General features: G+C 46.1%; 17 protein-coding genes and 1 pseudogene. 9 read left to right on the top strand and 9 right to left on the bottom strand.

The genetic code is table 11. The features are described 5' to 3' along the window. Positions 1-22: 22 nt before the first annotated feature. Complete coding sequence (locus ACKTRM_RS06285; RefSeq protein WP_003154908.1) at positions 23-439, bottom strand: DUF1641 domain-containing protein; 417 nt, start codon at positions 437-439, stop codon at positions 23-25. Between the two features lie 386 nt (positions 440-825). Then, positions 826-1323, bottom strand: coding sequence for a cupin domain-containing protein (locus ACKTRM_RS06280; RefSeq protein WP_012117351.1), 498 nt, complete (start codon positions 1321-1323; stop codon positions 826-828). 129 nt (positions 1324-1452) lie between these two features. Here ACKTRM_RS06280 and ACKTRM_RS06275 point away from each other — a divergent pair, with 129 nt between their 5' ends. From ACKTRM_RS06275 to ACKTRM_RS06265, 3 genes are read left to right on the top strand one after another with little or no spacing between them, the layout of a single operon-like run. Next, positions 1453-2436, top strand: a complete 984-nt coding sequence (locus ACKTRM_RS06275) for a DMT family transporter (protein WP_012117350.1) — start codon at positions 1453-1455, stop codon at positions 2434-2436. A gap of 26 nt (positions 2437-2462) precedes the next feature. After that, on the top strand, positions 2463-3200 hold the full coding sequence (locus ACKTRM_RS06270) for an ABC transporter ATP-binding protein (RefSeq protein ID WP_023356839.1): 738 nt from the start codon (positions 2463-2465) through the stop codon (positions 3198-3200). Between the two features lies 1 nt (position 3201). Next, entirely contained in the window at positions 3202-3963 is a 762-nt protein-coding gene (locus tag ACKTRM_RS06265) for an ABC transporter permease (RefSeq protein ID WP_012117348.1), read from the top strand. A gap of 25 nt (positions 3964-3988) precedes the next feature. Here the strand turns inward: ACKTRM_RS06265 and ACKTRM_RS06260 are convergent, their stop codons facing one another. Continuing rightward, on the bottom strand, positions 3989-4807 hold the full coding sequence (locus ACKTRM_RS06260) for a uroporphyrinogen-III synthase (protein ID WP_012117347.1): 819 nt from the start codon (positions 4805-4807) through the stop codon (positions 3989-3991). Between the two features lie 175 nt (positions 4808-4982). Between ACKTRM_RS06260 and ACKTRM_RS06255 the strand changes: the two genes are divergently transcribed. Next, on the top strand, positions 4983-5168 hold the full coding sequence (locus ACKTRM_RS06255; protein ID WP_003154919.1) for a hypothetical protein: 186 nt from the start codon (positions 4983-4985) through the stop codon (positions 5166-5168). A gap of 42 nt (positions 5169-5210) precedes the next feature. On the opposite strand, the gene ACKTRM_RS06250 is transcribed toward ACKTRM_RS06255, so the two are convergent. The 4 genes from ACKTRM_RS06250 to fdhF all read right to left on the bottom strand — a co-directional run bounded on the left by ACKTRM_RS06250 (position 5211) and on the right by fdhF (position 11312). Next, positions 5211-6395, bottom strand: a complete 1185-nt coding sequence (locus tag ACKTRM_RS06250) for a macrolide family glycosyltransferase (protein WP_025284588.1) — start codon at positions 6393-6395, stop codon at positions 5211-5213. Next, entirely contained in the window at positions 6395-7612 is a 1218-nt protein-coding gene (locus tag ACKTRM_RS06245; RefSeq protein ID WP_012117345.1) for a cytochrome P450, read from the bottom strand. Before ACKTRM_RS06245 ends, ACKTRM_RS06250 begins: the two co-directional genes overlap by 1 nt. A gap of 207 nt (positions 7613-7819) precedes the next feature. Then, positions 7820-8362, bottom strand: a complete 543-nt coding sequence (locus ACKTRM_RS06240; RefSeq protein WP_012117344.1) for a DUF1641 domain-containing protein — start codon at positions 8360-8362, stop codon at positions 7820-7822. After that, positions 8355-11312 carry a formate dehydrogenase subunit alpha gene (gene fdhF, locus ACKTRM_RS06235; protein ID WP_041482188.1) on the bottom strand — a complete coding sequence of 986 codons (2958 nt, stop codon included), beginning with the start codon at positions 11310-11312 and terminating at the stop codon, positions 8355-8357. Before fdhF ends, ACKTRM_RS06240 begins: the two co-directional genes overlap by 8 nt. 124 nt (positions 11313-11436) lie before the next feature. Here fdhF and ACKTRM_RS06230 point away from each other — a divergent pair, with 124 nt between their 5' ends. The 4 genes from ACKTRM_RS06230 to ACKTRM_RS06215 all read left to right on the top strand — a co-directional run bounded on the left by ACKTRM_RS06230 (position 11437) and on the right by ACKTRM_RS06215 (position 13018). Beyond that, entirely contained in the window at positions 11437-12006 is a 570-nt protein-coding gene (locus tag ACKTRM_RS06230) for a YjgB family protein (protein ID WP_012117342.1), read from the top strand. A 97-nt stretch (positions 12007-12103) separates the two neighbouring features. Further along, positions 12104-12505 (top strand): DUF2809 domain-containing protein, encoded by a 402-nt coding sequence (locus ACKTRM_RS06225; protein WP_012117341.1) that lies wholly within the window; start codon positions 12104-12106, stop codon positions 12503-12505. Between the two features lie 43 nt (positions 12506-12548). Then, the gene (locus ACKTRM_RS06220) at positions 12549-12722 is read left to right on the top strand and encodes a YjfB family protein (protein WP_012117340.1); all 174 of its coding nucleotides are present in this window, start codon (positions 12549-12551) and stop codon (positions 12720-12722) included. A 113-nt stretch (positions 12723-12835) separates the two neighbouring features. Further along, positions 12836-13018, top strand: a complete 183-nt coding sequence (locus tag ACKTRM_RS06215) for a hypothetical protein (RefSeq protein ID WP_072177299.1) — start codon at positions 12836-12838, stop codon at positions 13016-13018. Between the two features lie 283 nt (positions 13019-13301). Here ACKTRM_RS06215 and ACKTRM_RS06210 read toward each other — a convergent pair. After that, a pseudogene (locus tag ACKTRM_RS06210) lies at positions 13302-13698 on the bottom strand (MgtC/SapB family protein); the annotation flags it as partial. 102 nt (positions 13699-13800) lie between these two features. On the opposite strand from ACKTRM_RS06210, the gene ACKTRM_RS06205 reads away from it, so the two are divergent. Continuing rightward, the gene (locus ACKTRM_RS06205; protein ID WP_012117339.1) at positions 13801-14133 is read left to right on the top strand and encodes a hypothetical protein; all 333 of its coding nucleotides are present in this window, start codon (positions 13801-13803) and stop codon (positions 14131-14133) included. 242 nt (positions 14134-14375) lie between these two features. Here ACKTRM_RS06205 and ACKTRM_RS06200 read toward each other — a convergent pair whose 3' ends face one another. Further along, entirely contained in the window at positions 14376-15575 is a 1200-nt protein-coding gene (locus tag ACKTRM_RS06200) for a Kelch repeat-containing protein (RefSeq protein ID WP_223302494.1), read from the bottom strand. Between the last annotated feature and the right edge of the window lie 242 nt (positions 15576-15817).

Here is a 15817-nt window from a genome sequence, read left to right as displayed (position 1 = left end):
TTATATCAATTTGAATCTGAGATTATTTTTGTTTTTCGTTCATGATTTCAAGATAGCTGTTAGCAAAACGGAACAGCTTTTGAGCTTGAGGATCTTTCAGCATGCGCAGCAGGCCGAAAAGTCCGATCGTTTCATTGCTTGCATCCGCGCGGTCTTTTGCTTCGATCGCAGTAGCCGCCACTTCTTTCGCTGTTTCTTTCACCGGCTCAAGAATTTCTGTAAGCGCACCCACTGTATCGCTCTTCAATACTTCGTCTGTCGCTACAGACTGTGCAAAATCATAAGACTTCGTTAAAATATTTACTAACTCAGTCAGTTTTGGAAGCTGATCCACTAAAACAGTCAGTGATTCTTGAACTTCAGGTTTTAGCAGCTGATCAATAAGATCGCGTTGGCCTTGGCTGACAGATGCATTTGTTTGATCGATTGTTTCTGGCATATCCGATTCTCCTTTACTATAAGCAGTATGCTGATTTTTTTGGAAAGGGTAGCCTTTCCCCCTTCATGCAGAAAAGCATGAAAAAGCAAGATTGTGAATTCATGCACAATCATTTACAAAAATAAATGTTTACTACCCAGTTTTTCACTTTGCCATATCCAGTATTATTTTTATATCAACAAAAACAATTGAATAAGTCAAAATTTCTTTTTCCTCTCTGAAAATAGCAAACATAAAAAACCCCAATTTGATTTACTCTTATATAATAACACTTTTTGAACAAAATTTGAACGTGAATTGTTTCGTTTATGAAATTATTTATATGGCGGGGGTGTAATAACGTTTCTTTTAGGCTATTTTTTTACAGACCATCCGCTTTTCCCCTGTCATTTTTCCCACAATTTTAATAGCGGGCCCGTTTTTCCCGTAAAGGGGTCGCATTCCGGGAGCGGGACACGGCTGATTTCTTCTGAAGTTCTATCATTTTTCTCCGTTTTTGTATCGTACTGCCGGCCGCCCGGATAAGCCCCGATCACGGTAAAATCAGAACTGCCCGACAGTTTTTTATGTCCGGTGCCGGCCGGAATGACCGCTGCGTCTCCCATTTGAAGAACGGCGTCCGCTCCTTGTTCCCCGCCGAACCTCAAAACCGCGTTTCCTTTTACCGCGACAAGAACTTCGTGCGTGGTGCTGTGAAAATGGTGATACGGAAATACTCCGCCCGTCCAGCTGTTCGACCAATCGTGCCGGCTGAGGACGGACTCTGCTTTCTGTACCGTTTCTTCATTAAATACCGCTTTATAAATAACAAGCGGAAGATTCGGGTTATTCGGAATGCGGCCGTCATCTTCAAAATAAAGCACTTGAATATCCTCTTTCTGCATTGTTTTCACCTCCGTATATGTCTGTTTCCCATTCATCATTTGTTAAAACGCTATTTTCTCATATTCCATTGCGAAGCCTGCCGGTGAATAGTATAGTATAAAAAAATATGTGTCAAAATGAGGGATTTAATGAAAGCCATCGTGATCGGAATATTGGCATCTCTGTTTTTTGCAGTCACATTTATTTTAAACAGGGCGATGGAGCTTTCCGGCGGAAGCTGGATGTGGAGCTCTTCCCTGCGTTTTCTTTTTATGGTTCCGTTTTTATTTTTGATCGTTTATGTGAAAGGAAAATGGGGGCCGCTCTGGCATGAAATCCGGAAAAAACCGTTTTTTTGGCTGAAGTGGAGTTTTACCGGGTTCGTGCTTTTTTATGCCCCGATTACGTTTGCGGCGGCATATGGGCCGGGCTGGCTGATCGCCGGCACGTGGCAGATTACAATTGTCGCGGGTGTGCTTCTGTCGCCGTTTTTCTACGAAACAAAAAATTCACCGGCGGGCCCGGTTTCCGCCAGACAAAAGATCCCGCTGATTTCGCTGGTTACTTCCGTCATCATCCTGATCGGAGCCGGTCTGATTCAGCTTCAGCATGCGGGTTCTCTGTCCGGCCGCACGATACTATTCAGCGTTGTGCCGGTCGTCATCGCCGCTTTTGCCTATCCGCTCGGCAACCGCAAAATGCTGGAACAATACGGCGGAAAACTCGATACATTTCAGCGGGTGCTCGGCATGACGCTCGCAAGCCTTCCGTTTTGGCTTTTGATCGCCGCTTTCGGCTGGCATAGAGACGGGCTTCCGTCAATGGGACAGACATTCCAATCCTTTATCGTCGCACTCAGCTCTGGCGTTATCGCAACAGTATTATTTTTCCGCGCCACCGATATGGTGAGGAATGAGCCGCAGAAGCTCGCTGCTGTTGAAGCGACGCAGTCCGGAGAGGTTCTTTTTGCACTGATCGGCGAAATCGTCTTTTTATCCGCGGCGTTTCCGTCACTTCTTTCATTTGCCGGACTGTTCATTATTATTGCGGGAATGGTCATGCATACATTCGCTTCCCGGCAGACAGACCAGAAAACGGCTGAGCAAACGTCAGCCAATCTCACCGGTTCCTGATTTTTTTACGAAAGGTGTCCTCCTGTATGAAAGAAGAAATTCCGGCAATATCTTTTCTGTCAGCCGGCAAACGCTTTGAACAAAACAATGCGTCCTTTGATGTCCTAAGCCGTGTAACCGGACATATTCAAAAAGGTTCTATCACGGCGTTGATAGGGCCTTCCGGCGCGGGAAAAAGCACATTGCTGTCGCTGTGCAATCTGATGAATACACCTGATGAAGGGGAAGTGCTTGTATTCGGAAAAGAAATAAGACACTGGGACATCAGAGAGCTCAGAAAAACCGCGGGCCTTGCATTTCAATCAGCTCCCGTCCTCGAGGGAACGGTGCGGGACAACCTTCTGCTCGCAGAAAAACTCCACGGGGCACAGCACTATACGCCTGAAGAGCTCGCAGATTTTACAGACCTTCCGCGCGTGCTTCTGGATCGAAATGCAAAAGAATTATCCGGAGGCCAGCGGCAGAAGCTCTCATTAGCGCGAACCCTCGCCGGACTGCCGTCCATCCTGCTGCTGGATGAAATCACCTCGGCGCTGGACCCGTCATCCGTTCTCATCATTGAGAAACTGATTACGAAACTCCATCGGCAAAAACAGCTGACGGTCCTGTGGATCACCCATAACCTTGAACAAGCGGAACGGTTATCCGATACGGTATGGTTTATGGCTGAGGGTCGGCTTTTAGAGACCGCGGAAACGAAAACGTTCTTTAAGGAACCGAAACACGAAAAGGCCCGGGCGCTTTTACAAGGGAGCGGGTGCTGATATGAATGATCTTTCTCTGTTATTGACAAGTATATTTGTCATTATTGCTTTATTCCTGTCTAAATCTTTTAAAGCCGGGGTCGAAAAGGATATGATCGTCGCAACCGTCAGGGCCGTCATTCAGCTTCTCATCATCGGCTATGTGCTGTCATTGATTTTTCGCGGTGATCACCCGATATTTATCATATTAATGGTGCTTCTCATGCTCACGGCCGCTTCGCACAATGTCGCCAAACGGAAAAAAATGCGGATCGGCTCATTTTGGCGCGTTTTTCTGACACTGGCGATCGCGGAAACCGTGACGCAGGGACTTTTACTGACCCTTCACATCATTCCGTTCACTTCAAGATATGTCATTTCGATAAGCGGCATGGTCATCGGAAACTCCATGGTGCTCTCAAGCCTGTTTTTAAGCAGGCTCAGTTCGGAAGCAGACCTGCGGAAAGAAGAAATCCAGCTGATTCTCTCTCTCGGAGGAACGCCTAAGCAGGCCGTCCGGCAGATATTGACGTCCAGTATGAAGCTCAGTATGATCCCGACGCTTGAAAGCCAGAAAACATTGGGTCTCGTTCAGCTTCCCGGCATGATGACGGGGCAGATTTTAGCGGGGGCTGATCCGATACAGGCGGTGCGCTTTCAGCTGCTGATCGTTTTTACAACGATGGCCTCCGCTCTTCTTACATGTATCATACTCAGCGCCTTGACATATCCTTCCCTTTTCACGGAACACTGGCAATTAAAAAAATTCAGCAGGGAAGCGTAGGCTTTTTTCCCTGCTGAATGATGGTTTATGACAAGGTCAGAGATTCATAGTAACGGGATAATTCAATAATCATCGCTCCCATCCGCTCAATGTCCGGAGCAAGGACCCTCTTTACCCCTTCATCCCGGATCGCTTCAGCCGTCACTTTGCCGACTGCGGCGGCAAGCACTTGTTTTTCGAATGCCTGCTGCAATTCTTTTGTGGATCCTTTTTCTTTTGCATAATCAAAGAGAGAGCGCACTTGAATGGCTGTTGTAAAACATACGGCATCGACCTCTCCGTTTAACAGCTCTCCCAGCAGTTTATCAACCGTCTCCCTTTCAGGCAGAATATGCTGATACGGCAGAACAGGGAATACCTCCGCTCCGTTTTTCTCAAGGAACTGCGTTAAGACCGGCGCTTTTTCGCCATGAAGCTGTATCATGACTTTTTTATCTTTAAAGTCAAATCGTTCCAAGGAGCGGATCAGCCCTCTTGTTGTACCGTCTTCATCTGAGGCATGCGGCGTGATGCCGAGCTTTTTTAAGGCCGCATATGTTTTATAGCCTCTGCAGCCGATTTTCGCTTCATGAACGGCCGCTAAAAATTCTTCTTTCAGACCGATTTTTTCCGATACCGACAATAACGTTTCCGTACCGATGCCTGTGGTGAATATTACCCAGTCGGCTTTTTGCCCGGCAAATGTTCTTACGTCGGGTTCAATTTGATCCTCCGCCAGGTATACGGTTCCTTGGAGGGAACGGACGACCGCCGTTCCGCCCTGCTTTTCTATTAATCTTGTGATCTCTTCTGTTTTCCGCGAACCGCCGATGGCAATCCGTTTCCCGTTCAATCCTTTTCCCATCGCTGTTTTCTTCTTCCCTTCAGATGCCGGGCGCCCTATGGCAGGCCGTCATTTATTTCTATTATTGTTACGCAATCAGCCGGGAAAATCAAGCTATGCTCCCGTTGAATCCCCCGTGCAGTTGCTGTATCATTAACCGGGCAGAACGATTTGATTCGCGGAGGGATTTTCAATCATGGAAACAAAAAAAGAGTTCGAGACAAAAGGATACGATACTTCGGTCATTTATGAGTTCAATGAATATCCTGATGTTCACAGCGGCCGATGTGACAATTGCGACTACACGCTGTTTAAAAGCTCAGTGAAGGGCGGAAAATTTTTGAGGGAATGCCGGAGATGCGGCATGAAGAAAAACATATAACAAAACAGGCAGCCGTCTTCCGGTGCGCTGCCTGTTTCTCAATCAATTTTCGACGGCCGCCTTTTTCAAAAATTCTTCAATGGCACAAACAGCCTGTTTGGGGCCGCCGGTTTCTTCTATTTTCTGCTGCATGCTTTTCACGCGGCTGAGGATGTTTTTATCGCCGTATACGTTCTGAACATCTTTTTGCAAACGGGCCACAGTGACTTCTTTCGGCGGCAGATGCACGCCAAGCCCCAATTCATCCACACGCTTTGCGGTAACCTCTTGTTCGTGCATTTGCGGAACGACAACGAGCGGGACACCCGCATTCATCGCCTCCATTGTACTGTTCATCCCGCCGTGAGATACGAACAGCTTTGCTTTCTCCAGCACATCAAGCTGAGGAACGTGCTGGCGGATGATAAAGTGATCGGGGACATCCGAAAAACTTTCCGGATCAATTGTTGTGCCGACTGACATAATAACCCGCCAGTCCGAGTCCCGAAACGCGTCAATACACATCTGGTAAAATTCAGGCCAGGCGTTAAACGCCGTTCCCAGTGAGATGAGCATAAGCGGACGGTCATCGGCTGCATCAATTTCCAGACTTCCCGTATTTGTGCGTTCTCCAAGAGACGGACCCGCAAAACAGAATCGTTCATCAAAGGTTTCCTGTTTCGGCTGAAAGGCCCTTGGCATAAAGACAATATTCAGTTTTTCAGGCATAAAAAATTCTTCCATTGTCATCCGTTTCAATTGTTCATTTTCAATCTGCTCCTGGTATTCTTCTATCGCCTGTTTGGCCGCTTCCAGTGTTTCTTCGTCTCTTCCTAATTGAAAATACTCATTCATTGCATAGCTCGGGCAGAACTTTACGGCCGGGATGCCGCCATTATCCGCAAACAATTTTCCGGCAAGAGCTAAAAAATCAAACAGGACGATGTCAGGAAGGTCGTCTTTGTACAGCTCTTCCAGCTGCGGAAGCACTTCAACCGCTTCTTCCAGAAACATCACAAACGCATCATTTTTATTTACCCGTTCTTTTATCGTCTCCGGGTCCGCCTTTATGCTTGTGCGGTATAAAACGGGAATGGCGCCCGTTTTGGCAACGGAAGCTTCGAATTCCTCAGTCGTAGCGAATGTCACTTTATACCCGCGATTGACAAGTTCCTCGGCTACAGGCAGCGTGGGATTGACATGACCGTGAGCGGCCACATTAATAATGGCGATGTGTGTTTTTCTCATCATTTTTCTTCTCCCTCATTTTCGTTTATCTCCGCTTCTAAAGACTCCAGCCCGTACATGACACTGTTTCGGATCGGCTCAATCCGAACGGGCTCAAGGTGTGAAAAGGCTTTTACAATTCCTTTCAGCGCGACTTCCGCTTCAAGTCTGGCAAGCGGAGCGCCTAAGCAGAAGTGTACGCCGAATCCGAAGGAAAGGTGCGGATTCGATTGGCGATGAATATCAAATACGCCCGCCTTCTCAAATTTGTTTTCATCACGGTTGGCAGATGCAACGTAGCAGAGAACGATCTCCCCGCTTTTCAAGCGGCGTCCGCGCAGTTCAGTGTCGTGCCGGACCGTCCTTCTGACAAACGGAGCGGGAGCGCGAAAACGCAGCGTTTCTTCCACCGTTTGCGCGATGAGAGAAGGGTCCTGTCTCAGCTCTTCATAAAGGCCGGGCGTCTCTAATATGCTGTAAACCGCATTTGAAATGAGATTAGTCGTTGTTTCATTTCCCGCCACTAAAAGCAGGTTGCAAAACGGGATCAGATCTTCTGCCGTGAGCTTCTCTCCCTCTTCTTCCTCTTTTATCAAAATAGAAATAATGTCTTGGCCGGGCTGTTTTCGTTTGCTTTCTATTATTTCCGCAAAAAACGCCGCCAGCTCCGCCTCACATTGGTCACGTTCCTGCTGATTTTTCTCCGCCGCTTCAGGACTCGCATCTTTCGGCATGCTGACGAGAATGTCCGACCATTTTTTAAACTGATCCATACGTTCGGACGGAACGCCTAATAATTCTGAAATCACCATGACCGGCAAAGGGTAAGAGAGATCTTTAACGATATCAATCCGCCCTTTGTTCTTTGCCTGTTTCAGGAGATGATCGGTAATGTCTTTAATTCTCGGCTCCCATTCCTTCAAGACGCGGGGAGTGAAAGCGCGATTGACGGCAGATCTGATTTGGGTATGCTTCGGCGGGTCCATATTCAGCATGGACTTTGCAATCGAGCTTTTCACATCAGTCATGAGGCTTGAGAACGTCTCTTTATCACTGATGACTTTTTTGACATCATCGTATAAAAATACACTCCAAACCTTCGTTTCTTCATCAAAGTGTATAGGGCTTTCCCGTCTCATTTTTTCATACCAAGGAAAAGGGTTGTATACGTCCAGGCCGTTTTTTCCTTTCATCAGGGTTCTTTGGATGGCTTGTCTCGTGCTCCTCAGCTTACTCATGTTTCATCACTCCTGATTGTTTCATATTTGAATAGTTGACGCACCTTGAATTTTATCCTAGCACATATTTTCAATTTTTTTCTATTCATAACCTGAACTATTAACATAACACAACAAAAGTCATGAATCCGGAGGTGAAATTTCTCCCAAGAAAACAGCAGAAGCGCACAAAAAACCCGAGCCTTCGGCCAGGCTCGGGAGATATGTTCACTCATTCGTCTGCGGTTTCTGGTGCTGCTTTTGGTCTTCAGGAGGCTGCGTATTTCTTTCCATATCGTCCGTATCAGCGCCCATGCCTTTCAGGAAAGAAAACAGCAGAGTGACGGCCTTGTTGATTTCCGGGTCTTTTAAAGCGCGGACGATATCAAAATACCCGGTCTTCCTGCCGCTGTCTTTTTCCTCGACGGCCTTTGTGACCCCCGCATTGATTTTAACGATAAACGGCTCAAGCTGTTTTACATCGAGCATGCCGAGAACGCCGCTTAACAGCAGGAGATTTTTCAGCATATTGGCCGTTTCCGGAGTATTCGCCTTCTTCACGAGGATATCCATCACTTTGTCTCCCTGGCCGAAGAGCCCGCGCAGAAGCGCCAAAACGCCGCGCTCGTTCATGTGCTGAAGAATGTGCAGAGATTCCAAAATCGCGTCTTTATTTCGTAAAAGAGCCGTCTCGATCTCTTCTAAGTCCTTTTTTCGTTTGTCTTCTTCTGTGACGGTCTGTTTTCGGATGCCGCTGATTGCTTTAGCCATTTTGCTGTTTCCCCCTTTTTACGGCGTCTCCCGGAAATACATAATCTTTACGCGCCCATTTCCGATCAACCCGGACACCGATCTGCGGCTGCGGGTTTCCGTAACGGAAATTGATTTTCGGAAGCGGATTAACGCCTTCTTTTTTCAAAATCTCCATCTTCGCTGATGTTTCTTTATAAGCCGGTGTATCGGTATCCTTATCCGCATAGCTGCTTGTCAAAAGGTTAATGGCAGCGTCTTTTGAATCGTTCATCGGGAGATAGACTTGTTTGCCTTTTACCCTGTCTGTGATGACGCATTTGACTTTCACATTTCCGTACGGTGATGTCAGACGGACAAGCGTTCCGTCTTCCAGCCCTCTTTCTTCGGCGAGTTCGGGCGAGACCTCAAGGAACACACTCGGCGTTTTTTCGGATATTCCTTTTGATCGGTAAGTCAGATTCCCTTCGTGAAAATGCTCGAGCAGCCTCCCGTTATTCACATGGATATCATATTCTTCATCAAATTCTTTCGGCTCGGTCCACTGAACGGGATATAGAATCGCTTTGCCGTCTGAAAACGGGAACTTATCCGTAAATAAAAGCGGTGAATCGGTTCCGTCCGCTGCAACCGGCCATTGCAGTGAATTGTAGCCTTCGAGACGTTCGTAAGTGACGCCTGCGTAGAGCGGCGAAAGCATTGCCGCTTCTTCCATAATGTCTGCCGGATGTTCATAGTGCCAATCAGCGCCCAGACGGTTGGCGATGTCCGTAATGATCTGCCAATCAGGCTTTGAATCGCCCAGCGGTTCGAACACTTCGTAAAGGCGCTGCACCCTCCGTTCCGTATTCGTAAACGTCCCTTCTTTTTCAAGGCTCGGGCTTGCCGGAAGCACGACATCGGCGAACTCGGCCGTACGCGAAAGAAAGATATCCTGCACAACGAAGAAATCAAGCTTTTCAAATGCGGCATGAACATGGTTAATATTGGAGTCGACAAGCCCCATTTCTTCTCCTTTTAAGTACATGGACTTCAGTTTTCCTGAGTGGATGCCTTCGATCATTTCATGATTTGTCATTCCGATTTCTTTCGGCAGGTCTGTTCCCCAGCCCTGTTCATACTTTTTGCGGGCTTTTTCATCCGTTACTTTTTCATAGCCGGGGAAGCTGTCAGGCATACTGCCGAAATCACTGGCTCCCTGCACGTTATTATGGCCCCGAAGCGGATATGAGCCTGCGCCGGGCTTGCCGTAATTTCCGGTCACAAGAAGCATGTTGGAAATGGCCGTGCTCGTATCACTACCTCCGATATGCTGGGTGACCCCCATCGCCCACAGTGCGCACACGCTGCCGGCTTCATGAATCATCCGGGCCACTTTGATTAGGGTATCCTTGTCCACACCGGTATGTTTTTCCGCATATTCCATTGTATAAGGTTCAAGGCTTTTCACGAATTCATCTAATCCGTTCACTCTCTCCTTCAGAAATGAAGTATCCGCCAAATCGTGATCAAGCAGATATTTCGATACGGCATTCAGCCAGACAATATCTGATCCGGCACGCGGCTGGAAAAACACATCGGAGCGCTCGGCCATTTCATGTTTTCGCAAGTCAGCGACGACGAGCTTCTGTCCGTGCAGTTTATGAGAACGTTTAATGCGTGTGGACAGGACGGGGTGAGACTCAGACGTATTTGAACCGATAATCAGCACGAGCTCAGCTTTTTCTATATCTGTAATCGACCCTGAATCACCGCCGTATCCGACCGTTCTGAACAATCCGGCCGTGGCGGGAGACTGGCAGTAGCGTGAGCAGTTGTCGACATTATTTGTGCCGATGACGGCTCTTGCAAGCTTCTGCATCACGTATGATTCTTCATTCGTGCATTTGGAAGATGTGATAAAGGCAAGTGCGTCCGGGCCGAAATGTTCTTTTATATCGGTAAATTTATCAGCGATCAGCTGCAGCGCTTCATCCCATTCCGCCTCCCGAAACGAGTCTCCTTCCCGGATAAGCGGTTTGGTAAGGCGCTTTTCACTATTGACGAAATCCCAGCCGAATTTCCCTTTCACACACGTCGAAATGCCATTTGCGGGCGCCTCGGCCTGAGGCTCGACCTTTAAAATGTCTCTTCCTTTCGTCCATATATCAAAACTGCAGCCTACACCACAGTAAGTGCATACGGTTTTCGTTTTCTTGATTCTTTCATCCCGCATGGCCGATTCCATGTCCGATATGGCCAAAATCGATCCGTATCCGGTTTCGACGCCCTTTGTGATGTCAATCATCGGCCGAAGCGTCTCTTGGTTAATGCCTGTTAAATACCCCGCTTCGCCTTCCATGCCTTTTTCCATCATGGCATTGCACGGACATACCGTCGAACAATGTCCGCAGGAAACACATGATGATTCATTGATCGGCACATCCTGATCCCAAATGACCCGCGGGCGTTTCCGCTCCCAATCAATGCTTAACGTTTCGGTTACCTGTACGTCCTGACAGGCTTCGACGCAGCGTCCGCACAAAATGCACTGGTCGGGATCATATCGGTAAAACGGATTTGATTCATCTTTAGGATACGGTTTTTGATCGAACGGAATGCTTTGATGATTGATTTTCATTTCCTTTACGGTATTATGTACTTCGCAGCTCCCATTGTTGTAATCACAGACCGTGCAGTACAATTCATGGTTGTGCAAAATGTTGTCCATGCCGATAATCTGCGCTTTTTTCACATCGGACGAAAGCGTATCGATGACATCTCCGTCCTTTATTTGCGCGGAACACGAACGCACCAGTTCCCCGTTAACATTGACGATACAGGTATCGCACGTTTCAATCGGCCCGAGACTCGGATGATAACACACGTGCGGCACGTCAATTGAACTATTGTTCAAAAGCTGCAAAACGGTTTGGCCGTCCGGCGCTTCCATTTCAACCCCATTGATTGTAACTTTCTTTGTACCAGCCATTTTCTTTTCCCCTTTCTGTACCCCTCTATACATCCTCTATGATTCCCAGCCGGCCTTTCACTAAAACATCTCGTTTATCTCATGAAACATACGGGTATGAGCGGTAAAAAGGAGGCGTTCACATATGTTGAAGAAAAAAACACTCGCCACGGGATTATCGGCAGTAATGCTCACGGGATGCGCATTCGGCGCAGAAGCATTTTCGGTTACACAGCCCGTCCATGCCGCAGCCGCTTCAAAAACGGAAAACCAACGTGCACAAGAACTGGTGAACAGCCTTTACCAATCGGCGTTTAAAGGGGAAATGCCGCAAAATGTGAGAGGCCTGAAAATCAACCAAAGCACAAGACAGGACGTTTACGATAAAATCGGCGAGCCGGAACAAAAAGCAGACAGCCGCAATCCATTTGATTTATACAGCTGGAACATGGGAAACCCCGGTTATGGATTTTCCTATCATAAAAACGGAAAAATCTCGGAAATACGCTATTTCGGAACAGGGGTCGAGCGGCGCTTAAACCTCGGCAGCGTCACACCTGACGTCTTAAGCAAACAAATCGGCAGCGCTGACAAAATCCTGACAGTGCCAAAAACGGGCGAAACAGATTACGTCTACCATACGGGGCAGTATGAGCTCCGCTTCGTCATCGGCAGTGACCAAAAAGCAGACCACGTCAACCTAAAAGCCAGATAACGCAAAAAAAGCGGCCTCCCGGGCCGTTTTTTCATAGACAGCTTTTCCGTCGTTCCTTACAATACATGGGAGTACAAAAAAAGGGGAACAGTGTGAAGTGAATAGATATCCATTGACATACGGAATATGTACCGTTTTTATCATCGCCCTCGGTTTGCTGTCCAGAACCGCATACATCACCGCCCTATTGCCCGGCATCATAAACGCTTATTTAGGAGATGCCTTGTGGGCGGCAATGATTTTTACAGGATTCGGGCTTCTGTTTCGGAACATCCGGACGGAAACAGCCGCATTTTTGAGCCTCTCGTTTTGCTGTCTGATTGAATGCAGCCAGCTGTATCACGCGCCTTGGATTGACGCAATCAGAAGCAGCACGCTCGGCGGGCTGATCCTCGGCTGGCAATTTGTCTGGAGTGACATTTTCGCCTATACCCTCGGGGTATGCGCTGCCGCATTTTTAGAATGGGCCGTAAAAAGAAACCGCCAGTCCCCTTCATAATCGGAGCATGCCGCCGATATGAAGGGATAAGGAGGTGGAAGCTATGGATATCCCTGCGTTATCAATCGCTATGCACCAAGCATCTCTGGCGCAGAATGTAAATATCGCTTTAACAAAAACGGTCATGCAGCATGCACAGGCTGCGGCGGAAGAAACAGTGAAAATGCTGCCGTCCCAGCACCCGACTGCCGGACATTCAATTGATGTGAAAGTGTAAAAAAAGATGCCGGATGATAACCGGCGTCTTTTTTTTGCCCGTTGTACGTACACCATACCTGGCATACAGGAATAAGGTAAACGGAACCAACATTTGAAAAGGAGGTTTTCCTCTTGTACGATCCTTTCTATCATGAATACACAGCCGAGAGCCACGAACGGGTGCCATATCATTATCCGCGACCGCCTTATTATTTCCCCAGACCATATCCATACTATCCACGGCCGCCTTATTATTTCCCCAGACCGTATCCATACTATCCGCGGCCGTATATCCCGTTCTATCCTTGGTATTAATGTTTTAAAAGAAATGACCGCAGACAGGAGGCTTCCCCTGTCTGCTATTCAACTTTGACCGACAGAATATACGGGAGAGCTTGAACTTTTTCCATTACTGCCGCTTTCCCGCTTTTGCTTTTCACCCTTCCCTTCACTTCAAGCACCGCCTTATTCAATTCATAGGACGTAATAAGAATTCCTTTTTCCTCAAGAGAAGTTAAAATATCATGCATGACGGCTTTCTCCTCAATTCTGAAACTGACAGACAAAGAATGCGCCGCCGGTTTAAACAGAAAATTTAACAGTTCAAGCCCGATTAACGCCAAAATCGTGCCGCTGATGCCGATGACATACATACCTGCCCCGATCGTCAGCCCGATGCCCGACGTAGCCCAAATCCCCGCGGCCGTCGTAAGCCCCCGCACGACATGCCGCTGCAAAATAATCGTGCCGGCTCCTAAAAATCCGACGCCGCTGACGACCTGCGCCGCCACCCGGCTCGGATCAAAGGACGTATGGCTGTTGGATAACAAATCAAAAAAGCCGTATTTGGAAACGATCATCATCAAGGCGCTTCCGACGGCCACTAAAAAATGCGTCCTCAAACCGGCTTCCTTCGCCCTGAATTCTCTCTCCAATCCAATAAGAGCCCCAAGCAGACCCGCAACCGCCAGACGAATCACAAAATCAAGTTCCATCCGTCTCTCTCCTTTCCTTATCTTCTTACCCGCTTTTACACCCCAATCATGCTGTGTATCTTTTTTTTAAAATGCACCGACTAATTGACATAAGGAGGTTTTATGAAATATATTCTGTGGTTTTTTATATTATTGTTATTTAGCTTATTTATTTTGGGAGGATATAAAGCATCTGTTTCTCACCCGGATTTCCCGGTTCCATTATTTGCTATACACAGCAAAACAAAGGAATATGAAAAAGGAAAATACGTTTCAAACTATACATACCGTTTCGCAAAAGAAGAAGAAGGTCCGAGCGATTTATACCAATTGGAAATAGCCGAAAAAGGCTGGAAACTTAAAGGGCAGGAAGGACTTATCAAAACCTATGAAAAGCGAGGAGAACGTGTTTCACTTTTTTTCGGTACAGGGGAAATAAGCGTCATTGAAGAATGATCCTTCTCAAAAGACAGGCTGAAATCCGCAAACGGCATATCTTTTACGACTCCCTTTATCTCTGCGAATCTATAAATTCAACCAATATCTCAATTAAGGCGAACACTTTCTGATCCAAAAAATGCCGCCTTCAATGAGAAAATCATTATACAAAAACAAAAGCGCAACTGAAAAAGAATAAGCACCTCATAAAAAAAGCCCTCTTTTTAAAAAGAGGGCTGCAGAAGGAAACAGGTAATTATTTATTTATCTAAAGTGTATTCATTCACATTAAAAGTAAGAATGTTCCCAAAAACAATATGGTCCCTTCTATTTTGAAAAGGGCCTATATTATTATAGTGCTTCTCGATAACATATCTAGATAAGCCTATTCCAGAACTTTTTTGATCATACCATCTGATAAAATCTTTAATCTCTTCCATTGAAAGATCAAATTCTTTCTCAAGACCTGTGGTCATTGTAACAAGAAGAATTGCCCGATTACTGGCGGGCTGTTTATTTGGTGGTTCCTCAGGATTCTTTGGTTCTCCATCTTTATCCTCTTCGGTTTTTACCGGAGTAAGAGCATGCAGATATTCTAATGCATATCCAGACGGCGTTAGACCGCCAAAAAGATAAAGATTGTCTCCAACTGCGGCTATTCTGGCATCATATCTTTCAAAAGGATAGGGTTTTTCTACGCTAATTTCATCTTTAATTGGATCATATACTTTTGTTAAAGGCTCAATCACACTTGGATTTTTTCTACCGCCAATAATGTAAATCTTATTATTAAGGACAGCCGTTGATGTATTTTGCAAAGGTCCTAAAAATTTTTTACGATTCCATCTATCCAAAACAGGATCATATTCGTAAATATATTCGTTTAGATCGCTTCTGATATGTCCTTGAACTACTTCTTTAGTTTGCCCACCAACTAAATAAATCTTTCCGTTAAAAACTTCAGTTTCTGTTGCATATATATTAATTGGGGGCGCTTTTTTAACACTCCAAGTTTTGGATAAAGTATCAAAAGCATAATGTTGCGAATGAGCAGCATCGGTGTCGAATCCCCCAATCAAATAAATTGTATCGTTAATAACAGCGGCTGATGCATGGCAGGTCGGGGTCGGAATATCAGGTGCACTTCCCCATGTATTTGTTTTAGTATCATAAACATCTACAGAGCTGTAAACATTTGCTCCCTTATAACCGCCCAATACATAAATATAATTACCTATCACTGCTGTACATGAACCTACCCTGGGCGTGGGTATATCTAATCCTTGCGTCCATTTTTGACTTATGGTGTCAAAACTATAATTTTTGTTATATTCTTGATTACGTGCACCTCCTAATACATAAATGGAGTTACCCACAACAGCTGATTCAAAAGCATAATTAGGTTCAATCATATCAAGTAATCTTGTCCACTTTTCATATTTCTCTGTCAATTTATTCATTCCTCTCATCTTTGTGATAATTCTCATTTATAGATGGCGATCATATGACAAGAGATTCATTTAACTAAGCGATCCAAGATCACTTACTTTCGATCAAAGAAATATTGAAAAAGCCTCTCAATTTAAAAGTGATTTGGTTTTCACTTCTCGGTTATCGGCCAGCAGTTTACTAAAAACTTAGTACATAAGAGTAATATAGAATAACACCTCTCGATGAATCCTTAATGAAGCTCATAATAGCT

The sequence above is a fragment of the Bacillus sp. D7-8 genome (assembly GCF_052055895.1).
Lineage (GTDB): Bacteria > Bacillota > Bacilli > Bacillales > Bacillaceae > Bacillus > Bacillus velezensis.
This window is presented reverse-complemented; position numbering and strand designations above follow the sequence as displayed.

Coding starts and splice junctions, on each gene's coding strand:
- ACKTRM_RS06285 (WP_003154908.1), bottom strand. CDS start 439: ATGCCAGAAACAATCGATCAAACAAATGCATCTGTCAGCCAAGGCCAA.
- ACKTRM_RS06280 (WP_012117351.1), bottom strand. CDS start 1,323: ATGCAGAAAGAGGATATTCAAGTGCTTTATTTTGAAGATGACGGCCGC.
- ACKTRM_RS06275 (WP_012117350.1), top strand. CDS start 1,453: ATGAAAGCCATCGTGATCGGAATATTGGCATCTCTGTTTTTTGCAGTC.
- ACKTRM_RS06270 (WP_023356839.1), top strand. CDS start 2,463: ATGAAAGAAGAAATTCCGGCAATATCTTTTCTGTCAGCCGGCAAACGC.
- ACKTRM_RS06265 (WP_012117348.1), top strand. CDS start 3,202: ATGAATGATCTTTCTCTGTTATTGACAAGTATATTTGTCATTATTGCT.
- ACKTRM_RS06260 (WP_012117347.1), bottom strand. CDS start 4,807: ATGGGAAAAGGATTGAACGGGAAACGGATTGCCATCGGCGGTTCGCGG.
- ACKTRM_RS06255 (WP_003154919.1), top strand. CDS start 4,983: ATGGAAACAAAAAAAGAGTTCGAGACAAAAGGATACGATACTTCGGTC.
- ACKTRM_RS06250 (WP_025284588.1), bottom strand. CDS start 6,395: ATGAGAAAAACACACATCGCCATTATTAATGTGGCCGCTCACGGTCAT.
- ACKTRM_RS06245 (WP_012117345.1), bottom strand. CDS start 7,612: ATGAGTAAGCTGAGGAGCACGAGACAAGCCATCCAAAGAACCCTGATG.
- ACKTRM_RS06240 (WP_012117344.1), bottom strand. CDS start 8,362: ATGGCTAAAGCAATCAGCGGCATCCGAAAACAGACCGTCACAGAAGAA.
- fdhF (WP_041482188.1), bottom strand. CDS start 11,312: ATGGCTGGTACAAAGAAAGTTACAATCAATGGGGTTGAAATGGAAGCG.
- ACKTRM_RS06230 (WP_012117342.1), top strand. CDS start 11,437: ATGTTGAAGAAAAAAACACTCGCCACGGGATTATCGGCAGTAATGCTC.
- ACKTRM_RS06220 (WP_012117340.1), top strand. CDS start 12,549: ATGGATATCCCTGCGTTATCAATCGCTATGCACCAAGCATCTCTGGCG.
- ACKTRM_RS06205 (WP_012117339.1), top strand. CDS start 13,801: ATGAAATATATTCTGTGGTTTTTTATATTATTGTTATTTAGCTTATTT.
- ACKTRM_RS06200 (WP_223302494.1), bottom strand. CDS start 15,575: ATGAATAAATTGACAGAGAAATATGAAAAGTGGACAAGATTACTTGAT.